The organism is Bradyrhizobium sp. CCGUVB23 (genome assembly GCF_024199885.1).
Classification (GTDB): domain Bacteria; phylum Pseudomonadota; class Alphaproteobacteria; order Rhizobiales; family Xanthobacteraceae; genus Bradyrhizobium.
In genome coordinates this window covers 5,937,442-5,962,818 of sequence record NZ_JANADQ010000001.1, presented here as the reverse complement: position 1 = coordinate 5,962,818, position 25,377 = coordinate 5,937,442, and the positions used below count along the sequence as shown (strand labels likewise).

The 25,377-nt window shown below is 64.7% G+C and carries 29 protein-coding genes; 17 read left to right on the top strand and 12 right to left on the bottom strand.

The window, feature by feature from the left end; genetic code table 11:
• Positions 1-153: 153 nt before the first annotated feature.
• From NLN62_RS27495 to NLN62_RS27485, 3 genes are all read right to left on the bottom strand, one after another.
• A complete protein-coding gene (locus NLN62_RS27495) occupies positions 154-2,202 on the bottom strand; it encodes an elongation factor G (RefSeq protein WP_027523139.1) in 2,049 nt (682 codons plus the stop codon).
• A 128-nt stretch (positions 2,203-2,330) separates the two neighbouring features.
• Positions 2,331-2,810 (bottom strand): DUF992 domain-containing protein, encoded by a 480-nt coding sequence (locus tag NLN62_RS27490; RefSeq protein WP_027523138.1) that lies wholly within the window; start codon positions 2,808-2,810, stop codon positions 2,331-2,333.
• Between the two features lie 413 nt (positions 2,811-3,223).
• Positions 3,224-4,426 (bottom strand): pyridoxal phosphate-dependent aminotransferase, encoded by a 1,203-nt coding sequence (locus NLN62_RS27485; RefSeq protein WP_027523137.1) that lies wholly within the window; start codon positions 4,424-4,426, stop codon positions 3,224-3,226.
• A 547-nt stretch (positions 4,427-4,973) separates the two neighbouring features.
• On the opposite strand from NLN62_RS27485, the gene NLN62_RS27480 reads away from it, so the two are divergent.
• From NLN62_RS27480 to NLN62_RS27455, 6 genes are all read left to right on the top strand, one after another.
• A complete protein-coding gene (locus NLN62_RS27480; RefSeq protein ID WP_027523135.1) occupies positions 4,974-5,624 on the top strand; it encodes a glutathione S-transferase family protein in 651 nt (216 codons plus the stop codon).
• A 146-nt stretch (positions 5,625-5,770) separates the two neighbouring features.
• Positions 5,771-5,947, top strand: a complete 177-nt coding sequence (locus tag NLN62_RS27475) for a hypothetical protein (protein WP_254110952.1) — start codon at positions 5,771-5,773, stop codon at positions 5,945-5,947.
• A gap of 76 nt (positions 5,948-6,023) precedes the next feature.
• The gene (locus NLN62_RS27470) at positions 6,024-6,170 is read left to right on the top strand and encodes a hypothetical protein (RefSeq protein ID WP_198031758.1); all 147 of its coding nucleotides are present in this window, start codon (positions 6,024-6,026) and stop codon (positions 6,168-6,170) included.
• Between the two features lie 178 nt (positions 6,171-6,348).
• Complete coding sequence (locus tag NLN62_RS27465; RefSeq protein WP_254110950.1) at positions 6,349-7,161, top strand: PAS-domain containing protein; 813 nt, start codon at positions 6,349-6,351, stop codon at positions 7,159-7,161.
• Between the two features lie 84 nt (positions 7,162-7,245).
• Entirely contained in the window at positions 7,246-7,701 is a 456-nt protein-coding gene (locus NLN62_RS27460) for a GNAT family N-acetyltransferase (protein ID WP_027523133.1), read from the top strand.
• A 253-nt stretch (positions 7,702-7,954) separates the two neighbouring features.
• Positions 7,955-8,896 (top strand): aldo/keto reductase, encoded by a 942-nt coding sequence (locus NLN62_RS27455; RefSeq protein ID WP_254110948.1) that lies wholly within the window; start codon positions 7,955-7,957, stop codon positions 8,894-8,896.
• Positions 8,897-9,043: 147 nt separating this feature from the next.
• Here the strand turns inward: NLN62_RS27455 and NLN62_RS27450 are convergent, their stop codons facing one another.
• The 4 genes from NLN62_RS27450 to NLN62_RS27435 all read right to left on the bottom strand — a co-directional run bounded on the left by NLN62_RS27450 (position 9,044) and on the right by NLN62_RS27435 (position 12,687).
• Positions 9,044-9,367: an antibiotic biosynthesis monooxygenase gene (locus tag NLN62_RS27450; RefSeq protein ID WP_027523131.1), complete on the bottom strand. Its 324-nt coding sequence runs from the start codon at positions 9,365-9,367 to the stop codon at positions 9,044-9,046.
• A gap of 56 nt (positions 9,368-9,423) precedes the next feature.
• Positions 9,424-9,795 carry an endonuclease domain-containing protein gene (locus tag NLN62_RS27445; RefSeq protein WP_254110946.1) on the bottom strand — a complete coding sequence of 124 codons (372 nt, stop codon included), beginning with the start codon at positions 9,793-9,795 and terminating at the stop codon, positions 9,424-9,426.
• A 64-nt stretch (positions 9,796-9,859) separates the two neighbouring features.
• Positions 9,860-11,080: a DUF1501 domain-containing protein gene (locus NLN62_RS27440; protein ID WP_254110944.1), complete on the bottom strand. Its 1,221-nt coding sequence runs from the start codon at positions 11,078-11,080 to the stop codon at positions 9,860-9,862.
• Positions 11,077-12,687 (bottom strand): DUF1800 domain-containing protein, encoded by a 1,611-nt coding sequence (locus NLN62_RS27435; RefSeq protein WP_254110942.1) that lies wholly within the window; start codon positions 12,685-12,687, stop codon positions 11,077-11,079. Before NLN62_RS27435 ends, NLN62_RS27440 begins: the two co-directional genes overlap by 4 nt.
• Positions 12,688-13,121: 434 nt before the next feature.
• Between NLN62_RS27435 and NLN62_RS27425 the strand changes: the two genes are divergently transcribed.
• Genes NLN62_RS27425 through NLN62_RS27415 form a run of 3 tightly spaced genes read left to right on the top strand, consistent with a single transcriptional unit; the run spans position 13,122 to position 14,198 of the window.
• Positions 13,122-13,499, top strand: a complete 378-nt coding sequence (locus tag NLN62_RS27425; protein WP_254110939.1) for a hypothetical protein — start codon at positions 13,122-13,124, stop codon at positions 13,497-13,499.
• Positions 13,483-13,719: a hypothetical protein gene (locus NLN62_RS27420; protein WP_254110938.1), complete on the top strand. Its 237-nt coding sequence runs from the start codon at positions 13,483-13,485 to the stop codon at positions 13,717-13,719. Before NLN62_RS27425 ends, NLN62_RS27420 begins: the two co-directional genes overlap by 17 nt.
• On the top strand, positions 13,716-14,198 hold the full coding sequence (locus NLN62_RS27415; RefSeq protein WP_254110936.1) for a hypothetical protein: 483 nt from the start codon (positions 13,716-13,718) through the stop codon (positions 14,196-14,198). Before NLN62_RS27420 ends, NLN62_RS27415 begins: the two co-directional genes overlap by 4 nt.
• Positions 14,199-14,210: 12 nt before the next feature.
• On the opposite strand, the gene NLN62_RS27410 is transcribed toward NLN62_RS27415, so the two are convergent.
• The 4 genes from NLN62_RS27410 to NLN62_RS27395 form a co-directional block, all read right to left on the bottom strand.
• A complete protein-coding gene (locus NLN62_RS27410; protein ID WP_254110934.1) occupies positions 14,211-14,906 on the bottom strand; it encodes a glutathione S-transferase family protein in 696 nt (231 codons plus the stop codon).
• A 109-nt stretch (positions 14,907-15,015) separates the two neighbouring features.
• Positions 15,016-15,996 (bottom strand): hypothetical protein, encoded by a 981-nt coding sequence (locus NLN62_RS27405; protein WP_027523124.1) that lies wholly within the window; start codon positions 15,994-15,996, stop codon positions 15,016-15,018.
• A gap of 45 nt (positions 15,997-16,041) precedes the next feature.
• Entirely contained in the window at positions 16,042-16,272 is a 231-nt protein-coding gene (locus tag NLN62_RS27400) for a hypothetical protein (RefSeq protein ID WP_027523123.1), read from the bottom strand.
• Positions 16,269-17,048: a sulfite exporter TauE/SafE family protein gene (locus NLN62_RS27395; RefSeq protein ID WP_254110932.1), complete on the bottom strand. Its 780-nt coding sequence runs from the start codon at positions 17,046-17,048 to the stop codon at positions 16,269-16,271. The genes NLN62_RS27400 and NLN62_RS27395 overlap by 4 nt, the downstream gene beginning before the upstream one ends.
• A 297-nt stretch (positions 17,049-17,345) precedes the next feature.
• On the opposite strand from NLN62_RS27395, the gene NLN62_RS27390 reads away from it, so the two are divergent.
• The 5 genes from NLN62_RS27390 to NLN62_RS27370 all read left to right on the top strand — a co-directional run bounded on the left by NLN62_RS27390 (position 17,346) and on the right by NLN62_RS27370 (position 22,832).
• Positions 17,346-18,260 carry a LysR substrate-binding domain-containing protein gene (locus tag NLN62_RS27390; protein WP_254110930.1) on the top strand — a complete coding sequence of 305 codons (915 nt, stop codon included), beginning with the start codon at positions 17,346-17,348 and terminating at the stop codon, positions 18,258-18,260.
• Positions 18,261-18,352: 92 nt separating this feature from the next.
• Entirely contained in the window at positions 18,353-18,583 is a 231-nt protein-coding gene (locus tag NLN62_RS27385; RefSeq protein ID WP_027523120.1) for a hypothetical protein, read from the top strand.
• 47 nt (positions 18,584-18,630) lie between these two features.
• The gene (locus tag NLN62_RS27380) at positions 18,631-18,861 is read left to right on the top strand and encodes a hypothetical protein (RefSeq protein WP_254110928.1); all 231 of its coding nucleotides are present in this window, start codon (positions 18,631-18,633) and stop codon (positions 18,859-18,861) included.
• An 87-nt stretch (positions 18,862-18,948) separates the two neighbouring features.
• The gene (gene uvrB, locus NLN62_RS27375; RefSeq protein ID WP_254110926.1) at positions 18,949-21,846 is read left to right on the top strand and encodes an excinuclease ABC subunit UvrB; all 2,898 of its coding nucleotides are present in this window, start codon (positions 18,949-18,951) and stop codon (positions 21,844-21,846) included.
• Positions 21,847-22,130: 284 nt separating this feature from the next.
• Complete coding sequence (locus NLN62_RS27370) at positions 22,131-22,832, top strand: hypothetical protein (RefSeq protein ID WP_254110925.1); 702 nt, start codon at positions 22,131-22,133, stop codon at positions 22,830-22,832.
• Positions 22,833-23,016: 184 nt separating this feature from the next.
• On the opposite strand, the gene NLN62_RS27365 is transcribed toward NLN62_RS27370, so the two are convergent.
• Positions 23,017-23,403 (bottom strand): hypothetical protein, encoded by a 387-nt coding sequence (locus NLN62_RS27365; RefSeq protein WP_254110923.1) that lies wholly within the window; start codon positions 23,401-23,403, stop codon positions 23,017-23,019.
• A gap of 299 nt (positions 23,404-23,702) precedes the next feature.
• Between NLN62_RS27365 and NLN62_RS27360 the strand changes: the two genes are divergently transcribed.
• From NLN62_RS27360 to NLN62_RS27350, 3 genes are all read left to right on the top strand, one after another.
• Positions 23,703-24,152, top strand: coding sequence for a nuclear transport factor 2 family protein (locus NLN62_RS27360; RefSeq protein ID WP_254110921.1), 450 nt, complete (start codon positions 23,703-23,705; stop codon positions 24,150-24,152).
• A gap of 248 nt (positions 24,153-24,400) precedes the next feature.
• Positions 24,401-24,667 (top strand): hypothetical protein, encoded by a 267-nt coding sequence (locus NLN62_RS27355; RefSeq protein WP_027523114.1) that lies wholly within the window; start codon positions 24,401-24,403, stop codon positions 24,665-24,667.
• A 181-nt stretch (positions 24,668-24,848) separates the two neighbouring features.
• Positions 24,849-25,280: a nuclear transport factor 2 family protein gene (locus NLN62_RS27350; protein WP_254110919.1), complete on the top strand. Its 432-nt coding sequence runs from the start codon at positions 24,849-24,851 to the stop codon at positions 25,278-25,280.
• Positions 25,281-25,377 lie beyond the last annotated feature (97 nt).

Here is a 25,377-nt window from a genome sequence, read left to right as displayed (position 1 = left end):
CCCGCGCTGTCAAGCACGCGAGCGTCGCGCGCGGGCGCCAGCGCGGCGCCTGCGGCAAACTTGCGCCCAGGAAGGGGGGCACCAAGTCCAATGATTTGCAAAGAGGAACGCTGACGGCCGGCCTCGAGGCCGGCCGTCAAGTGAGTGCCACCATCACGCCGCGTCGCGATGTGCGGCGATGATCTGGTCGGCGGCGCGCCCCGTCACCTCGGCCATGTGGTCGAACTGGCGGGTGAAGCTGCCGGAGCCGGCGGTTGCGGAGCGCAGTTCGACGATCAGCTCGCCGATCTCGGCCTCCGGCATCATGGCGCGCACGCAGTCCCAGCCGCTCCAGCCGTCGCGGGTGTCGAAGCCGAGGATCTGGCCGCGCCGCGCCGATAAGATCGCGTTGATCTTGGCGGTCGCATCCGTCGGGCAGACGATCTCGACGACATGGATCGGCTCCAGCAGCACCGGCTGGCATTGCGGCAGGCCCTCGTTGAGCCCGATCCGCGCCGCCGTGCGGAACGCGAGATCGGAGGAATCGACGCTGTGATAGGAGCCGTCGGTCAGCGTCACCGCGACGTCGGTGACGGGGAAGCCGAGCGGGCCGCGCGTCAGGCCGTCGACGACGCCCTCCTCCACCGCCGGGATGTAGTTGCGCGGCACAGCGCCGCCGACCACCTTCTCGGCGAACTTGAACCCTTCTCCACGCGCGAGCGGCTTGATGTCGAGCACCACGTCGCCGAACTGGCCGTGGCCGCCGGACTGCTTCTTGTGCCGGCCGCGCTGGACGATCGGCTTGCGGATGGTCTCCTGGTAACCGATCGCCGGCGGATGAGACTTGACGTTGACGCCGAAGCGGTCACGCAGCCGCTCGCTGGCAACGCGCAAGTGCATCTCGCCCTGCCCCCACAGCACGGTATCGTGGGTCTGGGCGTTCATCACAATGACGAGCGAGGGGTCTTCCTCGTGCAGCCGGGCGAGCGCCTGGCCGAGCTTGACGTCATCCTTGCGGTCGGTGGCCGCGACCGATATCGCAAGCACCGGCGGCGTCGGCTCGACCGCGATCAGCTGAGACGGCTGGGTCTTACCGGTCGAGATCGTGTCGCCGGTCTTGATCGGATCGAGCTTGCCGAGCGCGATCGTGTCGCCGATCTCCGCCGACGGGCGCTTGGTATCATAGGCACCGTTGACGGCAAGAATGCCGGAGATGCGCCCCGCGCCGCCCGAGGCAGATTGCAGCGTGGCGCCGTCGTCGAGATGGCCGGCGAGCAGCCGCGTCAGCGACAGCTTTCCGCCATGCTGCGAATGCAGCGTCTTGAAGACGTAGCCGAGCGCATCCTTGCTGTCGGCCGCGCCAAGCCGCTTGGCGGTCTCGGCGATGCCGGGCGCCTCATGGCGCAGCGCCTTCATCAGGCGGAGCACGCCGTTCTCGCGTGCGGCGGCGCCGAGCAGCACCGGGCAGATCAGGCCCTCGCGCAGCTCGCGAGAGAGATCGTCGAACACGGAATCGCGCGGCGGCTGGATGTCTTCGAGCAATTGCTCCATCAGCGCGTCGTCGTGATCGGCGAGCTTCTCCAGCATCGAGAAGCGGGCTTCCTTCTCGCGGTCGAGATTGCCGCCTTCGAGCGCGATGACCTCTGAGGCCTTATGCTCGCGATAGACGAAGGCGCGCTCGAGCGCGAGATCGACGAAGCCCTCGATCAGCTCGCCATTCCAGATCGGAATCTGGCGCAGCACCAGCGGCACGCGGGAGGCCGGCTGCAATGTCTCGAGCGTCTCGCGGATGCGCTTGTTGGCGCGATCGATCTTGTTGAGAAACAGGAAGCGCGGGATCTTCATCTCCTCCAGCTCGCGCAGGATGATCTGAAGCTGCGGCAGCTTCTTCTCGTCGGCCTCGCAGACCACGACCGCAGCGTCGACCGCGGGAAGCGCCGCGCGCATGTCGTGGGCGAACTCAACGGAACCCGGACAATCGAGGAAAGTGTAGCTGTCCCCCATGAAACTCGTGGTGGCAGCCGTCAGGCCCACAGTCATCTTGTGATGGCGGGCCTCTGGCGTGGCGTCGCCCACCGAAGTACCGGCGTCGACGCTGCCGGCACGCGGGACCGCGCCCGTTCGTGCCAAAATCGCTTCGAGAAGAGTGGTTTTACCGCTTTGGAAAGGGCCCACAAGCGCAATGCACCGTGGACCTCGGGGACTTCTGACGTCTTGTCCCATTCGCCGCCTCCTTCATGTGGAGCTCGGCCCGTGATTGGGTCGGCAAAGGTCGATGCTCTGCCGGTCCCTTCGTTTTGGCAAGCGCGAAACGTCGCTGCGGTGCGTCGTCGCTGAAACGTGTCTGACTGTTAGCGACCCGGCCGCAGTTCCAGGCTTTCGAGGCCCGCGGCGATGTTGAGTCCGACCTGGCCCTGCACGCTGAGCGGCTGAAGCGCGATCGAATTGTTGGAGCCGCCGACCAGTACGTTGCCTCCTAAGCCGACGCCGACCGACGCGCTGCCTTGCGCGCCGGCATAGTTGCCCGAGAGGTCGCCAGGCCCGAGGCGGTCGACCGGCGCGAACACACCCCACGCCAGCGCCGTCTCCTGGGTGATGCCGAGGTCGAGACCGACTTTGCGAATGGTCGCGACGTAGCGATCCTCGGGCAAGCCCTCGGCCCGCAGCACGCAGCCGAGATTGGTCACTGATCCAACCACGAAGCCGATGCTGGCGCCGCCGCGGCATTCGAGCACGCCGACCCGTACCATCCGCTGCTGCGCGCTCGCACCTGTGACAGACGCGACGAGGCCAAGCGCGGCAAGCCCGGCGAGGAGGAGTGAACGGCGCATGAAAGGTCTCCGGCTATGATGTGATGCGAGCAGAGAAGGCGCCGCACCCGCGGCGCGCGAAGCGTCTATGCCACAATAATCTTGGTGGTTCCAGATCGGACACATCTAAAACCGAATTCGCGGAGGGAGCCCCTCACCCCACCATCTCCCCGTAAGAACGGGGCGAGGGAGCGAGAGAACCGTGCGCCCCTTACGGTGGAGAATAAGTAGAACGCGCTATCGGGCGCGACTTAATCTCTCCCCGCCCTTCAGCGGGGAGAGGTCGGATTGCGAAGCAATCCGGGTGAGGGGCAAGGCGCAATGCTGACCCAAGCAAGGATCCATCCGACTCGCATGCGAGCATTCGCCCTATCGTTCGAAGCACATAAAAAGGCCCGCCGAAGCGGGCCTTTTCTATTCTTGTCGCGATAGGCTTAGCGCAGGTTGCCGCAGAAGCGCTGGATGCGTTTGCAGGCGTCTTCGAGATCGGAGGTCTTGGTCGCGTAGGAGATGCGGAAGGCCGGACCGAGGCCGAAGGCCGAGCCCTGCACGACCGCGACGCCTTCGCTCTCGAGGAGCTCAGTGACGAACGCCTCGTCGTTTCCGATCACCTTGCCCGACGGCGCGGTCTTGCCGATCGTGCCGGCGCAGGACGGATAGACGTAGAACGCACCCTCGGGGCGCGGGCACTCGATGCCGTTCGCCTGGTTGAGCATGGAGACGACGAGGTCGCGGCGCTCCTTGAACACCTTGTTGTTCGCGGGGATGAAATCCTGCGGACCGTTCAACGCTTCCACCGAGGCCCACTGCGCGATCGAGCACGGGTTCGAGGTCGACTGCGACTGGATGGTCGACATCGCCTTGATGAGCTGCGCCGGACCGCCGGCATAGCCGATGCGCCAGCCGGTCATGCAGTAGGCTTTCGAGACGCCGTTCACGGTGAGCGTGCGCTCGTAGAGCTTCGGCTCGACCTGCGCGACGGTGGTGAACTGGAAGTCGTCATAGACGAGGTGCTCGTACATGTCGTCGGTCATCACCCAGACATGCGGATGCCTCACCAGCACGTCGGTGAGCGCCTTCAGCTCGGCCTTGGTGTAGGCCGCGCCGGTCGGGTTCGACGGCGAGCACAGGATGACCCATTTGGTCTTCGGCGTGATCGCACGCTCGAGCGCTTCGGCCTGGAGCTTGAAGCCGGCCGCGGCGGTGCAGACCACCGGCACCGGCTCGCCGCCGGCGAGCGCGACCATCTCGGGATAGCTGACCCAATAGGGCGCCGGGATAATCACCTCGTCGCCCGGATTGATGGTCGCCATCAGCGCGTTGTAGAGCACCTGCTTGCCGCCGGTGCCGACGATCACCTGGTTCGGCTTGTAGCTGACGCCGTTCTCGCGCTGAAATTTCGCGATGATCGCTTCCTTCAGCTCGGGGATGCCGTCGACCGCGGTGTACTTGGTCTTGCCGGCTTCGATGGCGCGGATCGCGGCCAACTTGATGTTGGCGGGCGTATCGAAGTCGGGCTCGCCGGCGCCGAGGCCGATGACGTTGCGGCCCGCCGCTTTCAGCGCGCGTGCTTTATCCGTGACCGCGATGGTCGCGGACGGCTTCACACGGTCGAGCGCAGCGGCAAGGAAGGACATCATCATCTCCTGGCGAGCGTCGTGAGCTCTTGGGCGTCACGACTCTGATTGTGGGAATGGATGTACCCTAGGACGGGTGCCGCTGCACCGCAAGAAACTTCGGCCCAATCCGGCAAAAGTTTACGGATCCGAGCCGGAGAGGCCCCGAATTTGGGCAATATTCCTAAACTTTGCTGCCGGAATCGCTTATATCCGGCAAGAATTGTCCTCCGAGCAATTTTGCTCTTTGCCGAACTGCAAGCTGCCATTTCGGCAAGGCCGTGCAACTTGACGATGCGAGGCATCCCGGATCGATTGCGCGGCTGATAACGCAACCATTCGATCCCGGCATGTCATCGCCGGCGTACAGCGATCGCGGTCTGACGCAAGCGTGATGCGAATTGTTCTGTCGTGTTGAAATGATTTTTTGCGGCGTTGCAGTGCAGTAGCGATTTCAAGTTTTTCTAGCACGCGGCCCTTGCGGCGGATTCGCAACGGCATCATTGTTTAGCCGCGCTGCAGGGCAACAAGCGGCGCATCTTCCCGTCACCGGATCAGAACCTCTCGAATGTACAAGCTCTATTCGATGCAACGCTCCGGCAACAGCTACAAGGTCCGCCTTGCATTGGCGCTGTTGAACGTGCCCTACCAGGCAATCGAGATCGACATTCTGCGCGGAGAGAGCCGCACGCCGGATTTTCTTGCAAAGAATCCTTCCGGCCAGGTGCCGCTGCTCGAGGTCGGCGACGACCGCTACCTCGCCGAGTCCAACGCCATCCTCTGGTACGTGGCCGGCGGCACGCCGCTCGCGCCCGAGCAACGCATCGACCGCGCCGAGGCGCTGCAATGGATGTTCTTCGAGCAGCACGCGCTCGAGCCCAACATCGGCGCAGCCTATTTCTGGTTGTCGCTGGTCAAGGGCGGCCGCGACCTCCAGACCCACGCGCTGGAGGACTGGATGGAGCGTGGCTATGGCGCGCTCCAGGTGATGGAAAACCACCTCAAGACCGCCGAGTATTTTGCTGCGCGTCAGCTCACCGTCGCCGACATCGCGCTCTACGGCTACACCCATCTTGCCGACCGCTGCGACTTCGACCTCTCGACCTTCCCGGCGATCCGGGCCTGGCTGAAGCGGGTCGAGCAGGCGCCCGGCTTCGTGTCGATGGACTGGCGGCCGGCCGATGTCGACGATCCCGCGAGCATCGCCGCGAGCGCCTGAGCGGACTTTAGAATACCGGGCACAACGTTAACTTTTGCCACGATCTCGCCATGTTCGGCGCGATCGCTGCCCAAATGTTGCCGGTTGAAATTGTGACATTGGTTTGCGTCGCGGGTGATTCGCTCGCGCGTTGAAGGATTTAGACCATGGCTCGGGCGTCCGGCATGGTCGGCTTTCAGGGCCGACCTGCCCCCGTCGTCTCTTCCCGGCTGACAGGTGCCGTCGCGGCATCACTCGCGATCGCGGCGCTGTCGCTGTGCGTGATCGTCGCCCTGATGGTAATGACGACCCGGGCGACCATGGCGATGGGGCTTGCGGGCTGACCCTCGTTCCATCCCGGGCCACCACTCGGCACTTTCGTTGCCGGCCTGCGCAGACCGGCACCGCGACAGGACATTGATGAAGTCACCGGTGATCATCGTTGCAGCGACCCTGACCGCGGCCATCCTGGTCGCGGCATCGCTGTTGATTTTCGCCGGCACGCGCAAGAACACGGGCTCCTCGACGCTGAACATTCCGGCCGTGCACGGTCAGGTGGTGGCGTGAGGCGCGCACGCCAGCGTAGCGCGCTCGGTCAAACACGCGGCGACTTGGCTTAAAATCCGCAGAAAGCTCTGCGCGCCGCCGCAGCTACGCCTTAAGCATCGCAAGCGAAATCACACCGCAACGATGCAACGATCGGCCAATCTCCGCACGTTAGCTCGTCAGGGAGCAAGACAGGGCCATGCGGTTCGGACGGCGTACGATACCCGGTCCGGCGCTGACGGCAGCGACGGCGCTGCTGGCGCTCCTGCTCGATCGTTATCTTCCCGTCCCCGCACCCGCACCGCTGTTCGTCTGCATCGTTGCCTTTGCCGGCTCGCTCTCCGGCTTCGCCTCCGCCATGGTCAGTGCGACTGTTGCGGTGATAGGCACGGCGCTGTTCTTCCTCAATCACGGTGGCGTGCCGGGCTACACCACGACCGATCTCGTCCGGCTCGGCCTGCTGGCAATCACGGTAGCCGCCACCGCAGGGATTACCGGGCTGATGCGCGAGCGCCTGCTCGACGCCTTTGCGCTGGAGCGCCGGCACTACGCCACGGCGGCGCGCCTGTCGGCGGCGCTCGACCAGGTCGATATCGGCATTGTTTTGCTCGATGCAGAAACCCGCGCCGAGTTCATCAACCGCGCCTTCCGCGACTATTTCTCGCTGCCCGACGAGAAGGCCGAGAGCCGGCCGCCCTTCATCGCGCTGATGTATCACGGCCGCGATACGGGCGCCTTCGAGCTACCGGAAGACGAACTGAGCGCCTTCATCGCCGAGCGCATGGAGATGGTCAGGATCGGCGACGCCACGCCGATCAATATCAAGCTCCGCAATGGCGAGGTGCTGCGCTTCGTCTGCGCCGCGCTGCCCGATGGCGGGCGCATGCTGAGCTACACGCCGGTGACCGACCTCGTCCGCCACACCGATACGCCATCGCGCGCCGATTACTATCGCTCGCTGCGCGATCCCACCGGCCGCAACCTGATCCGTTATTTGCGCGTCGCTGAATAGCGCGATTGATCAGCGCGGCGAACATCCCGTATGAATGAAGGTACTGGCTTTTCGCCTCGCATTCCTCGATCGCGGAATTTTCTCATGTCCCTCACCATTCGGGCCGTCACCCAGCAAGATTACGATCAATGGCTGCCGCTGTGGGACGGTTACAACGCGTTCTACGGCCGCTCGGGTACGACCGCGCTCGCGGGCGAGATCACGCGCATGACGTGGGCGCGCTTCTTCGATGCCTATGAGCCCGTGCATGCGCTGGTCGCCGACAAGGACGGACAGTTGCTCGGCCTCACGCATTATTTGTTTCACCGCAGCACGACGGCGATCGAGCCGTCCTGCTATCTCCAGGACCTGTTCACGGCGGAAGCCGCGCGCGGCCAGGGCGTCGCCTCGGCGCTGATCTACGCCGTGTACGAGCGCGCGAAGGCCGCGGGCTCGCCCCGCGTCTACTGGCAGACGCATGAGACCAACCTCACCGCGCAGCGCCTCTACGACAAGGTGGCGGAGCGCTCCGGTTTCATCGTCTATCGCAAGATCTTCTGACCCGGGAATTTTGCAACCTGTGGATAAGTGAGGCTGTCACCCGCACGTAACATTGCGGGACTAGGCTCCCGCTTGCGCCTGATCAGGCCCCCCGTCACCGATCAAGCGCCCAAGCGGTCCCCGTCAGTCGCCGCGTCTGACCGGGGCCGCATTTTTTTGTGCGCATGGCAGCACCGCGGCCGTCGCCTTGCTGGTCGAGCGCACGGCCGTCAGAATGGGGCCTCGCCCGCACGTTCCTCTGACAGGACCTCTCATGGAAATCCGCAATCTCGGCGCCTCCGGCCTGCGCGTCTCCGCCGTCGGCATCGGCTGCAACAATTTCGGCCAGCGCACTGATCTGGAGACCTCGCGCAAGGTGATCCACCGCGCGCTCGATCTCGGCATCACCCTGTTCGACACCGCCGACATCTATGCCGGCATGGGCGGCTCGGAGACGGTCTTGGGCAACGTGCTCGGTGACCGCCGCAAGAACATCGTGCTTGCGACCAAGTTTTCCAAGCCCATGGCGAGCGACGGCACCAAGCAGGGTGCCTCGCGCCGCTACATCATGAGCGCCGTCGAGGCGAGCCTGAAGCGGCTGAAGACCGACTATATCGACCTCTACCAGCAGCATGATTACGACCCGCTGACGCCGCTGGAGGAGACGCTGCGCGCGCTCGACGATCTCGTGCGCCAAGGCAAGGTCCGCTACATCGGCAATTCGAACTTCCCGGCTTGGCGTATCGCAGAGGCTGAGTTCACCGCGCGTGCGATGAACGTCGGCCGCTTCATCTCTTGCCAGGACGAATACAGCCTCGTGGTGCGCGACATCGAGAAGGATCTGCTGCCCGCCGCGCAGGAGTACAAGCTTGGCCTCCTGCCGTTCTTCCCGCTGGCGAGCGGTCTTCTGACCGGAAAATACCAGCGCGGCGCGGCGGCGCCTGCCGATACGCGCTTTGCCAAGGCGCCGGCGTTGCGCGACCGCTACGTCACGCCGCGCAACGAGGAAATTGTCGAGAAACTCCAGGCCTTCGCCAAGGCGCGCGGCCATACCATGGTCGAGCTCGCCTTCTCCTGGCTGGCGGCGCGCCCGCAGGTGGCGAGCGTGATCGCAGGCGCCACCCGTGTCGAGCAAGTCGAGGAGAACGTCAAGGCGATCGCCTGGAAGCTCAGCACGGACGAGCTCGCCGAGATCGACGGGATCACCAAAGGCTGACGCTTGGCACCGCGGCGCGCTAAAGCGCGATGAGATTAGGTTGAATCGTCATCGCGCTTTAGGTTGTTGTTTGAGCATGATCTCCGCGCAAACGCGTACCGCGTTTGTCGCGAGGGAAAACCGCTCCACACTTTTCCGGATCATGCTCTATTTCGCGCCGCGCCCCACGGTCTGCATCACCTCAAAGCCTTCGAACTGGGGATGGCCGAGATAGAGCGGCTTGTTGTCGCCGGCTTTGTGATGCGCGGCGCGAAACGCCTCCGACTTGGTCCAGGCCTCGAACGCCGCATAATTCGCCCACACGGTATGCGAGGCATAGAGCGTGTGATCCTCGGCTTCCGGCCCTCTCAGCAGATGAAACTCGATGAAGCCCGGCACCTTGTCCAGATGCGTGTCGCGTGACAGCCACACCTGCTCGAAGGCCTTTTCCGACCCCTTGGCGACACGGAAGCGATTCATGGCGATGTACATTTTTGATTTCTCCTGACGTAAGGGGAATTCGGCTCTCTCACTCCCTCTCCCCGTTCTTACGGGGAGAGGGTGGGGTGAGGGGCTGCATCCGCAAGTTCGGTCTGAATTGTACGCAGAACGCCGTCGATATTGCCGAGGACGTCGTTGTTCCAGAAGCGAAGAATCTTGTAGCCCTTCTCTCTCAGCCGTTCATCTCGGACGGCATCTGCTGCAGATTCATTGTGCTGCCCGCCGTCCACTTCGATGATGAGCCGCTTCTCGCGGCAGACGAAGTCGCAGATGAAGCCGATGATCGGCTCTTGCCGCACAAACTTGTTGCCGTCCATGCGGCGGTTGCGGATACGATTCCAGAGGACTGTCTCTGCGTCGGTCTGATCGACGCATAGTCGACGTGCGAGTCGGATGGACTTCTGATCGTTGCTACGCATTGCCTTGCCCCTCACCCGGATCGCTGCGCGATCCGACCTCTCCCCGCGAAAGAGCGGGGAGAGGTTAAGAAACCAGCCCCCTCATCGGTCTTGCGCTGGCGCTGTCCGGGAACACGGTCTCGGCGAGCACGCGATCGTTCAGGCCGAACTGGTCTTGCAGCACGCCCTTGATCACGGCGCGCAGGTCGGTCGTCGGCTTGAGGTCGCGGCCCTCATAGAGGTTGGCGAGCTTCAGTCCCGGCCAGTCGGAGATCACACGGCCGCCTTTCACGGCGCCGCCGGCGAGCAGCGCGATGGTGCCCGTGCCGTGGTCGGTGCCGTCCGAGCCGTTGATGCGGGCGGTACGGCCGAATTCGGTTGCGACCACCACGACCGTGTCGCGCCAGCGATCCCCCAGGCCGCTTTCGAACTCGGCGAGCGCGCCGTCGAGGCCGCCGAGCAGGAATGCGAGCCGCCCAACCGCACCGCCTTCGTTGGCGTGCGTATCCCAGCCGTCGAACGCGAGTGCGGCGATGCGCGGGCCATCATCGGCCGCCATCAATTTTGCGGCGCCCTTCGCGACCAGGCGCATTTGCGCGACCGCGTTGCCTCCCTTCGGCTTCATGTCGTCGCCGCTTGCGGCCTTCTCGAGCTGCAAGCCTTGCGACAGCGCGGATGCAAGCGCAGGATCGCGGTGACGATAGAGATCGACGAGCCGCATCGCGGTGTCGTCATCGGCCTGCGGCAGCGCGACCGGCGCCCAGCCGACGGTTGGCGCAGCCCCGCGCAGCACCAGCGGCGTGGTCGGTCCAACCGCGAGCCCGCTGGAGACGCGCTCGCCGCGCGGCAGCGCTTCCAGCGCGCGATTGAGCCAGCCGGACTGCACGCGGCCGGGCCCCGCATAGCCGCTTTCGAGCACGTCCTGGCCGTCGAAATGCGAGCGGTCGCGGTAGGGCGTCGACACTGCGTGGATGACCGCGGCATGCTTGTCGCGATACATGCGCGCGAATTCCGGCATCGACGGATGCAGCGCGAAGAACGAATCCAGCAGGAGTGCAGGGTGCTCGCCGTCGCGAGTCAGCGCGATCGAGCCGTGCAGGCCGGCATAATCGGGATCGCCGACCGGCGCGACGGTCGCAAGGCCGTCGAGCGCGCCGCGCAGGATCACTACGATCAGGCGGGGATCGCGACCGTCGGCCGCGCGCGCGAATTTCGGCAAGTAGGCCCAGGCGGCGAAGGAGGCGCCGCCAAGCAGTAGCGCGCGGCGCGAGGGGAGGAGCCGGTTCTCGGCACAATCCATCGTCATCTCCTCTGCAGTTCCGGCGACATCAGGAGCAGCGCCAGTGCCTGCTGGCGCGATTCCGCGCGCTCGATGGTCCGCCGCGTCTCGGTCGAAGCCGCATCCGCCGCGGCAAATTCCAGCAGATCGAGCGGGTCCATGTTGTTGCCGAGCCGCGAGCCGATCTGGACGGCGATGTCGAGGCGGAGCTTCATGCCCTCGGGCGCAGCCCAGGCGGCGTTGGTGTCGGGAAATCCGTTCGGCCCGGCCGGCGACCACAGCGGCTGTCCGAGCAGATTGAGGCTATTGAGATATTGTCCGGGATCTTCCGGCACGCGCGCGAGCAGCCTGCCGCTCGCGACCAGGAATTCGTAAGGGCTGCGCATCTTGGTCAGCGGCGCAGTCCACGCCTCGTTGGAATCGACGAGCGCCGTCGCAAGCGCCTTGAGGTCGCCGTCGGTCTTCGTGAATACGTCGCGCAGGCGCGCCACGAGCGCGGGCGGCGGATCGTCCGCAACGAAGTGCCGGGCGAACTTCGTGGCGATGAAGTTCGCGGTCGAGGGATGGCGCGCGATATCGGCGAGCGCCGCTTCGCCCTGCGCGAGCCCCGCCGCGTCATAGGTCTTGCCGAGCAGCCCCTGCGGTCCCGGCTGATGGGCATTGGCGTTGAACACGAAATTGCCGGGCTCGCCCAACCGGCCCTGCCGGCCCGCAAAAGTCCACCCCGTGATGATGCGCGCGAGCGAGGTGACGTCCTCCTGCGTGTAGCCGCCATTCACGCCGAGCGTATGCAGCTCCATGATCTCGCGCGCGAGATTTTCGTTGAGCCCGCGCTTGCGATTCTGGCCCGCGCGTGAATCCGGCCCCAGCGATTGCTGGTTGTCGAGGAAGAACAGCATCGCCGGATGCTGTTCGACAGCCTTCAGCATGTCGGCGAAACGGCCGAGCACATGGGGGCGGATCGCCTCGCGCTCGAACGAGCCGGCCCAGATCCGCGCCAGCTCGCCCTTGGCTGCCGAGATGCAGAAATGGTTGGACCAGAACGCAACCAGGCGCTCGGTGAAGCCGCAATCGGCGAGCGTGGCGCGTTGCAGCCGCGCCAAGGCCTCGGCGCGAAACGTCTTCTGGATCACATTCAGCGGCTGCGGCGCAGGCTTTGCGGCGGGCGGCGCCGCATTGGGCTGCATGGCATCAGCGGGTTTTGCCGCCGCATCAGACGCCTTCATCTGCGGCGACTGGCCGGCGATATCCATCGCAACCGCGTTGAGCGACAGGTTGCGGCGCGCTGCGGGCTTCTGATCGGCTGGCGTCGGCGGCGCGCCCTGGGTTTGCGGCGGCGGCCCTTCACCTGGTTTCGCTTCACCAGGTTTCGATTCACCTGGCGTGCCGGACTTGGCGGCGGCCTCGCGCGCCGCTTTCACCTGCGCCTGATATTCGAACACGGCCTGGCCGAGTTGCGGCGTCGATTGCAGGCCCGGCGCTTCCAGCAGCACGCCATTCGGCCGGCCCAGCTCCGACTTCACGAAACCGCGCGGGTCGGAGGCCGCATTGATGAAATCGCCGGATGCACCGCCGCGCGCGCCGAAACCGAACCGGTTGAGTGCAACGAGTGCGGCTTGCGAATCGCGGGCCATTGTTCTGTCCTTGCACTTCCTTGCGGCATGCGCGCCGACTACTATACCGCCGACAATGATGAACCCGGCATGAAAATGTCAGCGAAGCTTCGGCGCCAACGATGACAAATCGGAAAGAAATCCTCACCGCCCGCGCCGCACCTTTGCGTCAAATCGTGTGTTCCCGCTGCGGCACGGCGTTTTCATGCGCACTCTCGGGCTCTTGCTGGTGCGCCGAGGAGACGGCGCGGCTGCCGATGCCGACCGACGCCGAAGATTGCCTGTGCCGCGATTGTCTGCGCAAGGCAGTCAGTGAGACGGCGAAGGATTCTGGTCGCGAAAACTGATGTGGCCGCCTTAGAACTCCCTTTACCTTCGTCGGCTGGAACCCGCAGCTTCATGCATCTCTTAACCAGACACGGCTAGGTTGTGCGACGTCAATTCGAGTACGCCGCATGAGTCGTTTCATCCTGTTCACCTGCATGGCCTTCGTCACCGCCTTCGTCGGCGTCTCCTGGGCATTGCGTGGATTTCCCACCACCTCCTATTCGCCGATCGGCGAGTTGAAGCCGACGCTCACCGCAACATTCGGCGACGAGAGCGCGAAAGCGTATGAGCGCAAGGCGTGGGAGGCGGAGCACACCGCAATGAGCGACAAGGACCCGAAGCTCGACGCGCTGCGCATGGACGCCTTGCAGGCCGGCACCGCCTACGCCATGTCGCCTTGCAACAGGACGATGGAAGGCCAATTTGATCGCGGCCACGTCGGCCTATGCGCGCGGCTACATGAAGATCTACGACTGCCCGAACCCGGCCATGGGTATGTTCTGTAGCGAACAGAAGCGCGACCAGGCCAACGCGGCGTATTCGACGTCGCTCGACGTGCGCGTCAAGGCGGCGCTCGCGGAAGCCTTCGAGCAGAAGGGCGTGGTCAAGGAGGATTTCCCGGAGGACAACCGTTTTGCCGTACTGGCATTCGCCGGCCCCGGCCTGTGGTCTGATCCCTCGCCCGTATGCCTGCCGCGGCAGCGCATGACAGCGAGCCCCAGATGAGCCGCATCTGGTTCGTCGTCTGGGCGATCATCGTTGTGCAGGTCGCGGCGTGGGCGTTTGCACCGGATCCGAAGGCCCCGCAAGCACCCGCAAGCGACGGTCCAGGGTATGGCAGCAGCGAGAAATATTCGGTTGACGCCAGAGTGAGCCAGCGTGCCGACGCAATCGCTGCGCTGGAACGTCCCTATGGGGCTCGCTGCACAGACGACGGCCGCAAGCAGTTCATCGGCGGCCTCAACGAATACTACTATCAGCGCCAGAACCAGATGGAGCGCTATCCCGAAACATTCGGCAAGCCCGGCGCTGACTACATCGCCAGGCAATGGTCGACGGGAGAGGACCAGCGCATCGATCGACTGACCCAGGAAGCCTATGCGCAAGGCTATCTGAAGCTGTCGGACCTGAACAACGTCGCACGCAAGATGGTCGAAGCTGTCGTCAGGAACGAGCGCGTGATCGCGAAAGCCTGCGCGGGGTGACCGGCGCTGGCTCTACACCGGGTGGCCCGGCGAGTTGCGCGCCATGCCGTCGAACGCGTCGAGCAGCTTTTCGCGCCAGGCGTAGACGGGATCGTCAATCTCCAGCAGCTTGAACGGGCTCACCACGCGCGCCCATTGGAATCCGCCGAACACGATGTAGTCGGCATAGTTCGGCGCGCTGCCGCCGAGGAAGGCTTGCGTCTTCAGGGCGAGACGCATGATGTCGAGCGATTTGCGGAAGGCAATGACGGCGGTGTCGCGGCTCGCCATGATCTCCTCCAGCGGCCTGCCGAAGCGCGCTTCACGCGTCCGGCGGAAATAATCCGCATCGACCTGTGCCAGGTTCTTCGGAATGTCGGCGATGATCAACGGAAAGATGCCGCCGACGATCGCGATGTCGCCCCATCCGTTCAGCATCCGCGCCATGGCGCGGCCGCCCTCCCCGCCGAACAGCGACGGACGATCGGGAAAGGTGTCTTCGAGATAGTTGGCAATGGTCCAGGAATCGACGACCGGCCTGTCGTCGTGCAGCAGCACCGGAACCCTTTCCGAGCCGTGCGCCGTGATCGCGGCTTTCTCGGTGAAGCGCCAGGGCAGCGTGTCGGCGGCGAGACCCTTATGCGCAAGCGCCATGCGCGTGCGCCAGCAATACGGACTGAAGGGCCGCCCGGCGTCGGTGCCGACGAGTTCGAAGAGTTTGAGTGACATGAGTGGCCCCGCTGCTGTGATTAGCGGAGAGAGTAACCGTCACCGCAAGGAGCGCAAGTGAAGTAGCAATCCAGATTGCCGCGGCAGCGAAATTCTTGCTTCGCTTTACTCACTGCGCCGGCGTCACTGTGATGGTTCTGACTTCGGTCTTCTGCATGCTCCGGCCGAGCGCGCGCGCCGAGGTCACGGACTTGTCGGTGATCTTGCGCGTCATGCCGTCCTCGACCTCGAGCACAGCGCGCTCGTCGAGCGAGAGCACCATCTGCTTGACGATGTCGTCGATCTGCTGCGGCGTCGCGCTGTTGCCGGCGGCGGCCATCAGCTTCTTCATCAGCGACTGCGTGAACTCCTTCAACGCTGCGGCGTCGTAAGAGGTGGTGTTGACATAGGTGCGCTTGCCGGTGGCAGCATCCGCCTCGGTCAGCTCGAAGCTGGCGTTGGATTTCATCGCACCGCCGCCGAGCGGACTATCGACCGTATCGGTCGAGCGCCTGACCTCGCCCCGCTTCATGCCGGTCACCTGCGCTTTTGCCAGTTGCGGCAAATCTTCGACGTAGCTGGTCGCGGCCTTGTCGGCGTCAACTTCAACGAAGCCCGCCATGATCTGGTTGAGCAGGGCGACAAGCTGCGGCTTGTCCTTGTACGGCTCAGTGAGGCTGCCGGCCATCCTGCGCACGGCGGCCTTGGCCTCATCGAGATTGTCGACACGCACCGGCCTGCCGTGCACATCGGTGGTGACCTTGATCGGGACATCGTCGAGCGCCTTCGCGACGGAACGCACCAGCGGCAGCGTCGGATCGTTGCCCTCCGCCGTGGTGCCGCGATGGACATAGGTGATGCGAAAACCGTCGGCGACCTTCGCATCGAAGGTCATCTCGGCACGCGACTTGAGCAGCGAATTCCGCGTGCCGCCCTCCGCCCTGGCCTCGTCGGTGCTGGTTTCGGTTTCGATGATCCAGCGGCTGCCGACCGGCGGATCGAAGGGACGCTCGGGCGGCTCTGCGGCGCAGGCGGTGTGAAGTGCGAGGGCGGCGAACGCGGCGGCGAACGTCCCGGCACGGCGGATGGTGTCAAACTGCGGGTGTATCATGCGTCCCTCCAGCCCTTGGTGGTGGTGTGGAGGGAATGGGTTCAATTACCGTCCGTTCGCGCGCAGCAACTTCTCGCCGTCCTCCGTCACTGCGATGATCAGGCCCATGCCGGGCAGCGTCTCCCGCGCGACATAGCCGCGGTCGGCGGCGTCTTCCCAGATCGTCAGGCGCGGGCAGGAGGTCTTCCAGGTCGAAATCACCTCGGCATAGGCGCGCGGCTCGCGCGCGATCCATTCGACGAAATCGAGCACCAGCGGGTCTGCGCCGTCAGTCATTGCACACCTCCGTTCTCAAAGGCCGCCATCACGGGCGTACGGACCAGAAGCCAGCTCCCATAGGCGATGTAGTAGCAGGCGATCGTGGTGATCAGCCGCGTCGCCCAGACGCGGTATTGCTGGTCGGTCATCGCCTCAAGGAGGCGCCGAGCCAGCGAGGTGCCGAGCATCGAGGCCGCGATCGCGACCCCCGCGAGCACCGGATCGAGCGTCGCCGCCTGATCGATGATGCCGCCGAAATAAAGCAGCTTCGTGAAATGGCTCGCGACCTGGCAGGTCGCTTTCGTCGCCACGATCTCGCGCCGGCCGAACTTGCCGCCGAGGAAGAAGGTGTCCATCAATGGACCCGAAACGCCGGTCATCAGCATCAAACCCATGCAGATCGAGCCGTAGAACGTGCCCTGCCAGATGCTGTCCGGGTTCGGCTTGATTCCTGAGGGCATCATCCGCGCCATGAACGGCGTCACGCCGAGCAGGAGCAGCGCGACCGGCTTGTCCGGCACGTAGCGCGTGATCGACCAGAGCGCCAAGGCCAGCGCGCAGCCGATCAGATAGACGAACACCGGCCGCCAGCGGATATGCGCCCGCCACAGGAATGCGCGCCAGCCGTTCGAGGCCATCTGCGTGATCGCGTGCAGCACCATCGCGGTCGGCAGCGGCATCAGCGCCAGCAGCACGCCGATCAGGATCAGCCCGCCCGCCATGCCGAACAGCCCCGACAGGAACGCCGTGGCGACCATCAGTAATCCGAGGGCAGCGATCATGATGGGCGTCACGAGAAAATCTCCGTTGGGCTCTGCGAGTAAGGGACGCAAATTGCTAGTTCTCCCTTGCCCCGCTGTCGCGAGGAGAGGGTGGGGTGAGGGGCTGCTTCCGCGAATTCGGCGCGAGAAGGACTCGCGGAGACTCCCCTCACCCGATCGCTTCGCGATCGACCTCTCCCCGTAAGAACGGGGCGAGGTGAAGTGCAGCACGCGTCGCGAAAATCGCCTTCAATTCTTGTGCCTCGCTTGTGGAACTCAGGCAAACTGAGTTATCTTGGCCTGGCATCAGCTTTCCTGAGGGTACGGCGCTTGCGACGGCTGCTCTTTCTCAACGGCATCAAGGCATTCGAGGCGGCGGCGCGGACCGGCAGCTTTGCCGCGGCAGGCGTCGAGCTGAGCGTCTCCGCCGCCGCGGTCAGCCGCATGGTGCACCTGCTCGAGGAGCGCCTCGGCGTCGCGCTGTTCGAGCGCAAGGCCAACAAGCTCGTGCCGACGCAAGCGGGCCGCGCCTATCAGAGCGGGCTGACACCGATCTTCGATGCGCTGGCAAGCCTCACCGCGCAGGTGACGGCACCCTCCAGCGTGCGCGTGCTCACCATCGGCGTCGGCCACACCTTTGCAATGCGCTGGCTGATCCCGCGTCTTTCCGAGTTCCGCAGCGAGGAGCCGGATATCGAGGTGCGCTTCACCACCGGCGGCGCGGCGGTGCCGTTCGGCGAGGATTGGAGCTGCGGCATCAAGCTCGGCACCGGTGACTGGCCGGGACTGGTCGCCGAGCCGCTGTTCGCCGGCGACCTCACGCCGGTCTGCGTACCTCGCCTGGCCACATCCCTGAAGCGGCCGGCCGACCTCAAGGGCCCGAGCCTGATCCGCGTCGCGCATTCGCCGGAGGACTGGCCGCTTTGGCTGAAGGCGGCGAATGTCAGCCGCGTCACCGCGCGCGGACCCGAGTTCGAGTTCTACGGCCAGGCCTTGCAGGCCGCCGTCGACGGGCTCGGCATCGCGATGGGCATCCGCCCCTATATCGACGACGATCTCGCCGCCGGCCGGCTGGTGGCACCGTTCGACCTCTCGGTGCCCAAGGGCATGCGCTGGTATCTGGTGTATCGCAGCTTCCAGACCGAGCAGCGCGACTTTGCCGCGTTCCGCCGCTGGATCATGCGCACCGCCGCGGAACCTGCCGTGCGCCCACGCAAGGGCGCGCGCCTCGCCGCGCGCGCCTGAGGCGAAAAAGCCGCCTCCGTGTGAACGGCTTCACACGCGCTTTCGCGCGGACGTGGTCTCCTAACCCTCCAACGAGAAATTGGGGACTACGAATGACGACGCTTTACGACGGCTTTGACATCGAATCGTTCGAGGCTGGCAAGGGCCTGTGGCATGCCCGCATCCGGCGAGCCGACTTAAGCCTTCTCGCCATCGACGGCGTGCTGTTTCCGGCAATGGAGGTCGGTTTCGCCTGGCCCGATCCGGAAGCCGCGATCGCCGATGCCAAGCACCATATCGACCGCTTCCGCCGGCGGACGGAGCACGACGACGAGGGATTTTGACCGGGATATTTTTGACACAGCGCGCTGGCGAAACGAGGACTGAAGTCATGTCGCAGATCGAGTTCGAAGAGACGCAACCGCTGGCCCAATCCTGTCACCGATCCGTGCTGTCGAGCTGCCCGGAATGCGCCGGCGAGCTCGCCGTGCTCCGGGTGATCAGCGGCCGCGCCGGCTGCGAGTACTGGACCATGCGCTGCACCCATTGCGGCGGGATCCATCTCGACATCGTCCCACCGCAAGCGCTGAGCGAAGACGGCGGCTCGCTGCCGGCGGCGTGAGCCTGCTGCCAACCTGCTGTCAGCAGGCTGACCCGAGCAGGGGCATTCGCCCTTTCCTGTGCGGCGGACTCGTCCCATATTCGGAGGATGGCGAAGAAACCTGCTCCCCCCGAAAAATCCGTCAAAACCCCGAAATCCAAAGCACATCGGCCCGACGTGCAGCCGATCGCGCCGGCACTGGCCGAACTGCTCAATCCCGCGATCAATCGCGGCGAGAGCGGCATCGGCTCGTCCACGGGGCTGCAGCCGCCGCCGGACAATTCGCGCGACCGCCGCGCCGGCGGCGAGGCCGCCGCACATCGCGCACGAGCCTCGACGCCGAAGGATTTTCCGGCCGATCGCCCCGCGGGGTTGGAGGAAGCGCCGCAGGCTAATTACGGCACCGCCGCGACCGTGCCGCTCCTCGATCCGGAACTGGCCCGTCAGCTCGGACTGCCCACGGAGGAGGATGACGCGGAAGCCCTGGCGCGTCCCCCGCGCAGCAAGATGGAGGCGCTTGGCGTCAAGGCCACCGCGGACGCGCTGGAGACGCTGATCCGCGAGGGACGACCGGAGTTCCGCAAGGACGACGGCTCCATGAAGGTGTGGACGCCGCACCGGCCGCCGCGCCCGGAAAAGTCCGAAGGCGGCGTGCGCTTCGAGATCAAGTCGGAATACCAGCCCAAGGGCGATCAGCCGACCGCGATCGCCGAGCTCGTCGAGGGCGTCGAGCGCAACGAGCGCTCGCAGGTGCTGCTCGGCGTCACCGGCTCGGGCAAGACCTACACCATGGCCAAAGTGATCGAGGCGACGCAGCGCCCTGCCCTGATCCTGGCGCCGAACAAGACGCTCGCCGCCCAGCTCTATGGCGAGTTCAAGAATTTCTTCCCCGACAACGCGGTCGAATATTTCGTCTCGTATTACGACTATTACCAGCCCGAAGCCTATGTCCCGCGCACCGACACCTATATCGAGAAGGATTCGTCGATCAACGAGCAGATCGATCGCATGCGCCATTCGGCGACGCGTGCGCTGCTCGAACGCGACGACGTTATCATCGTCGCCTCGGTGTCCTGCATCTACGGTATCGGTTCGGTCGAGACCTATACCGCGATGACCTTCGCGCTGAAGAAGGGCGAGCGCATCGACCAGCGCCAGCTCATCGCCGACCTCGTCGCGCTGCAATACAAGCGCACGCAGGCCGACTTCACCCGCGGCACTTTTCGTGTTCGAGGTGATGTGATCGACATCTTCCCGGCGCACTATGAGGACCGCGCCTGGCGCGTGAACCTGTTCGGCGACACCATCGAGAACATCGAAGAGTTCGACCCGCTCACCGGCCACAAGCAGGACGAGCTCGAATTCATCAAGATGTACGCCAACTCGCATTATGTGACGCCGCGCCCGACGCTGGTGCAGGCAATCAAGTCGATCAAGTTCGAGCTGAAGCAGCGGCTCGACCAGCTCCACGACCAGGGGCGCCTGTTAGAAGCGCAGCGGCTGGAGCAGCGCACCACCTTCGATCTCGAGATGATGGAGGCGACGGGAAGCTGCGCCGGCATCGAGAACTATTCGCGGTACCTGACCGGACGCCGTCCCGGCGAGCCGCCGCCGACGCTGTTCGAATACGTGCCCGACAACGCGCTGATCTTCGCCGACGAGAGCCACGTCACCATTCCGCAGATCGGCGCCATGTTCCGCGGCGACTTCCGCCGCAAGGCAACGCTCGCCGAATACGGCTTCCGTCTGCCCTCCTGCATGGACAACCGCCCCTTGCGGTTCGAGGAGTGGGACATGATGCGGCCGCAGACGGTCGCCGTCTCGGCGACGCCCTCGGGCTGGGAGCTCAACGAGAGCGGCGGCGTATTCGTCGAGCAGGTGATCCGTCCCACCGGCTTGATCGATCCGCCCGTCGACATCCGCCCGGCGCGCACGCAGGTGGACGATCTCGTCGGCGAGGTCCGCGCCACCGCGCAGGCCGGCTATCGCTCGCTGATCACGGTGCTGACCAAGCGCATGGCGGAGGACCTCACCGAATATCTGCACGAGCAGGGCATTCGCGTGCGCTACATGCACTCGGATATCGATACCATTGAGCGCATCGAGATCATCCGCGATTTGCGACTCGGCGCCTTCGACGCGCTGGTCGGCATCAACCTCTTGCGCGAGGGGCTCGACATTCCCGAATGCGCACTGGTCGCGATCCTCGACGCCGACAAGGAAGGTTTTCTGCGCAGCGAGACCTCGCTGATACAGACCATCGGCCGCGCCGCGCGCAACGTCGACGGCAAGGTGATCCTCTATGCCGACCAGATGACCGGCTCGATGGAGCGCGCGATCGCCGAGACCAACCGCCGCCGCGAGAAGCAGGTCGAGTACAACAACGCCAACGGCATCACGCCGGAGAGCGTGAAGAAACAGATCGGCGACATCCTCAACTCCGTCTACGAGCGCGACCACGTGCTGGTCGAGGTCGGCGGCCACGACATGACCGACGACGTCATCTCGATCGGCCACAACTTTGAAGCCGTGCTCGCTGACCTCGAAACCCGCATGCGCGAGGCCGCCGCCGACCTGAACTTCGAGGAGGCCGCGCGCCTGCGCGACGAGGTCAAGCGCCTGCGCGCCACCGAGCTTGCGGTGGTCGACGATCCCACCGCGAAGCAGCGCACAGTGCAGGGCAAGGCCGGCGCCTATGCCGGCACCAGGAAATACGGCGACGCCGCCAACCTCCCGGTCAGCGCCATGAAGAAGAGGACGGTGGGCTCCGCGATCAAGGCCAGCGGCAGCAGCGGCTCAAAGGTCCACAAGCCGCATCTCGACGAGATGCACGGCCCGGAGTCGCTGCCTTATCGCGAGAGCCGCGCGCTGCCGTCAAAGCCGTTCGGCAGCACGAGCCGGATCATCCAGCCCATCGACTCGCGGCAGTCGGGCCCGGAGTTCGGGCCAGCGCCGAAGTCGACGGGAGGAGCGCCGGGGCGAAGGGGTGGGTGGAAGAAGAGGTAGGTTGGGCGCTCGCATTCTACCCAAGAAGCAAGAGACGCGATGGATTCCGGGCTCGCCGCTTTGCGGCGCCCCGGAATGAAGACGAGAGATTGCCGCCTCCCCGCACGCATTGCCGCGCCAAGCCGATAACGACACATCGTCTCCACTTTGCATGCGCTGCTTGCACACACGCTTGTGAAGCCAGAGTGTGACCAGTCGGCTTGCCGGTGTGACCTACTTCACCTGACGATTTCCACGTTTCAATTACGAATTGCCGGGGTGGACATTTTAGAGGAGTGATAGACATGGCAATGGCGGTGAAACGTGGTGCGATTCCGAGCCCGCGACACGAACTGGCAGCGGCGATGCCGCATGTGGCGCTGGCTCACGTCCCGGCCCATCACCTGTTCTTCCCCAAGAAGCTTTCGATCTGGCACAACGACGTCCATGGCGACTGCGTGACCGCCGAAGAAGCCTTCGCCAAGGCCTGCCACAAGCCGGAGATCTTCATCAGCGATGCCGAGGTGGAGAAATGGGCCAAGGCCCACGGCGTCTACGAGGGCGCGGTGCTCATCAACGTGCTGAAGGCCATGCAGAAGGAAGGCTTCAGCCAGAGCGACCACTCCTATGATGACGGCCACGCGAGCACGGTCGACTGGACCAACCCGGCGGTGCTGAAGAGCGCGCTGTATCACGGGCCGGTCAAGATCGGCGTCGCCGCCGACCAGCTCGAGACCACCTGCCGCGCGCACAATTTCAAGACCGGCTGGTTCGCCACCGGCTACACACAGGACAACAACGAGGATCATTGCGTGAGCCTGTGCGGCTACGGCACCATCAGTTGGCTGGCGCATCAGCTCGACGCCTCCGTGCCATCGGGCGTGGACGGCACCAAGCCCGGCTATGCCATGTTCACCTGGGGCAGCATCGGCATCATCGACGTGCCGTCGATGGTGGCGATCACCCACGAAGCATGGCTGCGGACGCCAACCACCGTCGTGGTCTGATTGAGCCACGGACTCGCCTTACCTCTCCCGCTTGCGGGGGAGGTCGCGGCGCAAAGCGGCGCGGGGCTCTCTCCACTCAGAGAATCCTGATTGCGGAAAAACCCTCTCCCCCGCCCTCTCCCGCAAGTGGGAGAGGGAGCGCACCTGCAACGCTGTTTGCGGCCGCATCCAATCGCATTGTACCCTACCCGACGCTCGCTACCACCACGGCCAGCACCGACAGCATCAACATGATCGTCAGCAGTTGCAGCGAGGCCGCGGGCTGCGTGCGCCACTCCGTGATCTTGTCCGACAGCGACAAATGGCCGTCGAAGAACTTTGGCTCGTAGATCATCCGGAACAGGGTCGGCAGCTTCGGCCCCAGCGACACCGCGAGCAGCGCGCGGACCAGCGATGCGCCGACGACGAAGACGGCGACGCCGGCGTCGCCGACGAGGTCCTTGTTGCCGACGAGCTTGAGCATCAGCGCGGCGGCCGCAAAGGTCGGAAAGCTTTGCAGAATCGCGGTCAACGCAAAACCTTCGAGCAGGTTTTGCAGGCGGGATTTCCGGGCAGTGGCGGTCACAGCCATACGCGTTTCCCTGATGACACGCGTGTGACACTAACCCCAGCCGGCGTCGCCTGATGTGAGCTGGCTCACGTGCCCGGCGTCGCGCGCCATCGACAAGCCTGCTGCGCCATTGCCCCATGGCCCTATCGCACACGAATCCGTGCAGGAAATAGTCACACAATGTACAGTTGCATACCATGAACCGGGTATTGCGCCGCCGCGTCAAAACCTCTGCAATCCCCGGTGTTTTTGCGGATTGCTGGGATCGGGCAGGCCAGGATAGCGTTTGCTATGTGCGGGCCAATGAGGGGCGGCGGAGCATGACGGTTGAGAGCTTGAACAGACAGCGCGTGCTGCATCTCCTCGAGACTTTTGCGCGCGGCGATCTCGATGCCGCGCTGGCGTGCTGCACCGACGACGTCGACTTCCTCACTCACGCACCGATCGACGTGCTGCCGCACATGGTGCCGCGGCACGGCAAGGCCGAGCTGCGAAAACTCTGGCAGACGGTGTGGTCGCGCTATTCCGAGATCCGCCACGAGCCGGCGCGCGTCGTCGCCGAGGGCGATCAGGTCGCGACGTACTTGCGCACCTTCTTCAGGAAGCGGACCAACGAGCGCATCGTGCAGGTCGACATGGCCGTGTTCTATTCGCTGCGCGACGGGCTCGTATCGGAGATCCGCGAGATCATCGATTCCTACGACCTGGTGCAGCAGGTGCTCGAGCGCGAGATCGGCCCGCTGATCGTGGGGGAGCCGGTGGAGGGGTAGCAAGGCTTCTATCACCTTGTCATTGCGAGGAGCTCTTGCGCAATCCAGACTCCCTCCGCGGAGACAGTCTGGATTGCTTCGCTTCGCTCGCAATGACGCTGTGGATGAAGTGTCGCTCGATCACCGAGGCCCATGCTCATGAAAACACCCAACCCTCCCGCAAGCGAGAGTTAGAATTGAACCTCGCTCTTCCCTCCCCCGACCCATCTCGGGGCGTTGTGGACGCCGGCCAACTTGAGTCCGGGCCTATGAAGATCGCGTTGCTTGCCTTTTTGGGGCTGTTTCTGGGGTCGCTTGGCGGGGCTGCGCTGGGCATCGGAGCCGGGCTCGCCTGGGTCGAAATCTTCAAGACCACGAATTTCGAGGGCTATAGCGGCATGCTGGTGTTCTTCACCTTCATGCCCCTGGGGGCCGGGATCGGCGGGATCGCCGGCGGCGTGCTGTTCGGCCTGCTGGCGATGCGCGACGACGCGATCGCCGTCCAGCGGGAACCCGTGCCCCGGACCGACCGGTAAATTACGGGGTTCTATTGTAAATTTCACAAAGCGCACTCAATTGTGCATGGCGAAAACGTGAATTGCGTTTTCGCGTGCCAGGCTTATTTGTTTGCGTACGAACGAATTCAGCAACCCCGCGGCGCCTACTGTGCATGGGGTTGTTTTCGTTTTTTGCTAGCCAGTTTCAGGAACGACCCAAATGACAGAGCATAGTCTCTGGCGTTTCTCGCGCGCGTTGCATGGCGCGATCAACGACCGGCAGTTTGAGGATCTCGAGACCCTGATCGACGAGGACGTCGACTGGGCGGTCTACGGCCCGATCGACATGTTTCCGTTTCTCGGCGCCCGCCAGGGCAAGGACGCCGTGCTCGACGTCATCCGCCAGATCGCGGACAATTTCCGCGTCCGCCGCTTCGACCGCGAGACCATCATGCTGGGCGTGGATTCCGCCTCGTCCATGCTGCGCTATTCGCTCACGGCGCTCGATTCGGACAAGCCGATCTCGCTGCGGGTGGCGCAGTTCAAGGCCGGCAGGCTGCTCAACATGCGCGTGCTGATCGACACCTTTGATCTCGTCGAGCAGGCGCTCGGCCGTCCCATTCATCTGCCGAAGATGAGCCGGGTGGGGTGAGGGCACCAACGGGTCCCGTCATTCCCGGGCCCGATGACGTGCGCGTGAGCACCTGGCCGCCAACCCCGCCGGGTCGCTTCCCATGTCGCCGGGCGCG